This window comes from Rhodopirellula maiorica SM1, from assembly GCF_000346295.1.
GTDB lineage: Bacteria > Planctomycetota > Planctomycetia > Pirellulales > Pirellulaceae > Novipirellula > Novipirellula maiorica.
Genome location: NZ_ANOG01000523.1, coordinates 1 through 2,693, shown reverse-complemented (window position 1 = coordinate 2,693; position 2,693 = coordinate 1). Strand labels below are relative to the sequence as shown.

At 56.5% G+C, this 2,693-nt stretch carries 3 protein-coding genes; all 3 read right to left on the bottom strand.

All coding sequences use genetic code 11. From position 1 onward, the window contains the following. Positions 1-364: 364 nt before the first annotated feature. Complete coding sequence (locus RMSM_RS16645; protein WP_008698578.1) at positions 365-1,459, bottom strand: Mrp/NBP35 family ATP-binding protein; 1,095 nt, start codon at positions 1,457-1,459, stop codon at positions 365-367. Between the two features lie 109 nt (positions 1,460-1,568). Next, positions 1,569-2,060 (bottom strand): hypothetical protein, encoded by a 492-nt coding sequence (locus RMSM_RS16640; protein WP_008698577.1) that lies wholly within the window; start codon positions 2,058-2,060, stop codon positions 1,569-1,571. After that, positions 2,057-2,693: AAA-type ATPase lid domain-containing protein (locus RMSM_RS16635; RefSeq protein WP_040767520.1), on the bottom strand; the 637-nt coding region annotated here is incomplete at its 5' end. The genes RMSM_RS16640 and RMSM_RS16635, both read right to left, overlap by 4 nt.

Below are 2,693 nucleotides of genomic sequence, written 5' to 3'. Positions count from 1 at the left end.
CTACCAAGAAGGCAGCTCCAAAGAAGGCAGCCAAGAAAGCTACTAAGAAGAAGACCGCTAAGAAGCGTCGCTAATTGATCGCGACTCTTTTACTCTTCTGAGTAGAATCGAAATCAAAAAAGCCGCGTCGGAGTTAACTCTCTGATGCGGCTTTTTTTTTGCTGAAAGCCCCCCCCAAAAGTGCCAAATTGGCAGTTCTGACGCGAGAAATCGCTGTCCGCCGACCGGCGTTAGAGCAATGCCATCTACTTTGGTAGTGGGACTCGCCAGAGTTCCTGGTGCTTCAACAGCAACGATGGGAATTCTGGCGAATCCCACTACTTGAGCATCCTCCCGTGATTGCCAAAGTCGATGGCATTGGCCGCTAGAGTGTCGGCAAACTTGGTTTCGGTGGATTCGCAGCAGCCTTGGACGCCAATGTGCGAACAAGCGACTTGGCCGCCGTTTCGATCGGGGTTCGTGATCGAGTGTTTTCGGCAAGCACCGTGGCAAGCCGTCCTTCGTCACCCGCGGTACGTAGATCGATATCGATCGGCAGCGATCCCAAAAACGGAACGCTCAACTCTTCGGCCTTCGCTCGGGCACCCCCACGACCAAAGATGTCATAGGACTTGCCGCAATCGGGACACATAAACCCGCTCATGTTTTCGACCATTCCTAAAATGGGAATGTTCACTTTGCGAAACATGCTGATCGCCTTGATCGCATCAAGCAGTGCAACCTCTTGTGGTGTGCACACCACTACGCTGCCTGCCAACGGCAACGCTTGCGACAACGTCAGTGCAACATCCCCCGTGCCCGGTGGCATATCGATCACCAGATAATCAAGTTCGCCCCAATTGGTATCCCCCAAAAATTGGTTGATCGATCCGTGCAACATCGGACCGCGCCAAATTACGGCTTGATCCGGTTCAACAAGAAAGCCCATCGAGATCACCGGCATCGGTGGTTGGCCGCTGTCGTCATTGAGCATGATGGGTTCAATTTTTTTCTGCGCATTCACCGCCGGTCGTCCCGACAAACCGAGCAGATGAGGAATGCTGGGGCCATAGACGTCCGCGTCCATCAATCCGACACGGCTGCCCATTTGGCGTAGCGACAACGCGATGGAAGCGGCAACGGTACTTTTGCCTACACCGCCTTTGCCGCTGCCGACCGCGATCACACTCTTCACACGCAGCCCGACTTGGCCAAGACGTGCCGGAGGTCGCGGGTGGTCCACGATTTCGACTTTGACTTGGGTCCCTGGCACCGCGGCCACCACTTTGGACTCAATCGCGTCAGCGATCTCGTCGGCGATGGGATTGGAATGAGATGTCAATCCGAGTGTGATCGTCGCGGTATTACCATCGACTTGAACCTCTTTGATTTGCCCCATCGAGCCAATCGGCCGCCCGGTTTCAGGATCAGGAAACGATTCAATCGCAGCGCGAACAGAGTCAGAATTCAAAGCGGACATGGATATCGATTTAGCGAAAGGAAAGTGAGAAAGAGATGCTGTGGAACTAGAAAGCCTGACCACAATTCGCCGCTCTGGCAAGGTCGGTAGCCGCTGTGGTCCCGCAGAATCATCGCGGCCACGCCGACGCGATCACAGCCGACGCATCAGGCGACGACACAGCAAACGCACGTGGGTTGATCCGCTGAGCGACATTTTGCAGGGCTTCGGGAGCCGCCAACGAGAACGAGATCCCCAATTCGGAAATCGCCGGATGCATTGAACGGGGAATTCCCACGATTCCAGCGAGCTGGATCACTTCTGGAAACGTCGCTTTGACTTGAGTTACCACAAGCAGCATTCCGGCAATCGATTCGGGCGTCAATTCCCACAACACCACGACGGGAATACGGCGGTGCGTGGCTGTCTTGGCCCATGGGTGTCGCGCAATCCGCCGTGGCACCTCACTCGGTTCACACGACGTGACCTGCGGGATCCAAGGATCGGGCAACCCTTCGGAACTGAACCGACGCGCCGCATCGGCCCAACGGCTGCTCTGTTCACAGACGAGCCAGGTGACTTCGTCGGATGAATCGAGCCAATGGCTGGCAATCGTTTTCATGCGTTCTCGCCATCGCTCGGTGAAGACGTTTTGGGGGTCCGCGGTGGCGGCTTGGCCGAATCCGCATCGACCGCATCGATTCGCCGCAGCAATCGCGAACGAGTGATCCCCAACAACCGCGCCGCCGCGGCGCGATTGCCATCGCTGATTTCCACCGCGCTTTTGATCATCTTCAGTTCAAACGATTCGAGCATTTCATCGAGCGACACGTTTTGTACTTTCCGGCGTGACAGCGAGTCGCCGGGCCGATACGAGCGAATCGCCAACGGAAAATTCTCGGGTGCAATTGATTCGCGTGTCGCATTTCGCACGGCATGCCGCATGGCCGCGTCGAGTTCCTCGATATTGTTTGGCCAGGGATAGATCACCAACGCATCGATCGCCGCACGGCTGAGACGTTCACCGACGCCATCACGGGCGGCATGGTGCGTATCGACCAACGCAGCGGCCAACACAGGAATGTCTTCCACTCGCGACGCCAAGGGCGCAATGGTCACGCTCAGCGAAGCCAATAAATCCGCAAGCGCGAAATCGATTTGTCGCTGCGGTGGTTTGATCCCGACGACGATCTCGCGATCACCCGTATTCGCCGGAGCATCGTCGTTCCCAGAGGCATCCAGCGTGGTTTGATCG

Coding starts and splice junctions, on each gene's coding strand:
- RMSM_RS16645 (WP_008698578.1), bottom strand. CDS start 1,459: ATGTCCGCTTTGAATTCTGACTCTGTTCGCGCTGCGATTGAATCGTTT.
- RMSM_RS16640 (WP_008698577.1), bottom strand. CDS start 2,060: ATGAAAACGATTGCCAGCCATTGGCTCGATTCATCCGACGAAGTCACC.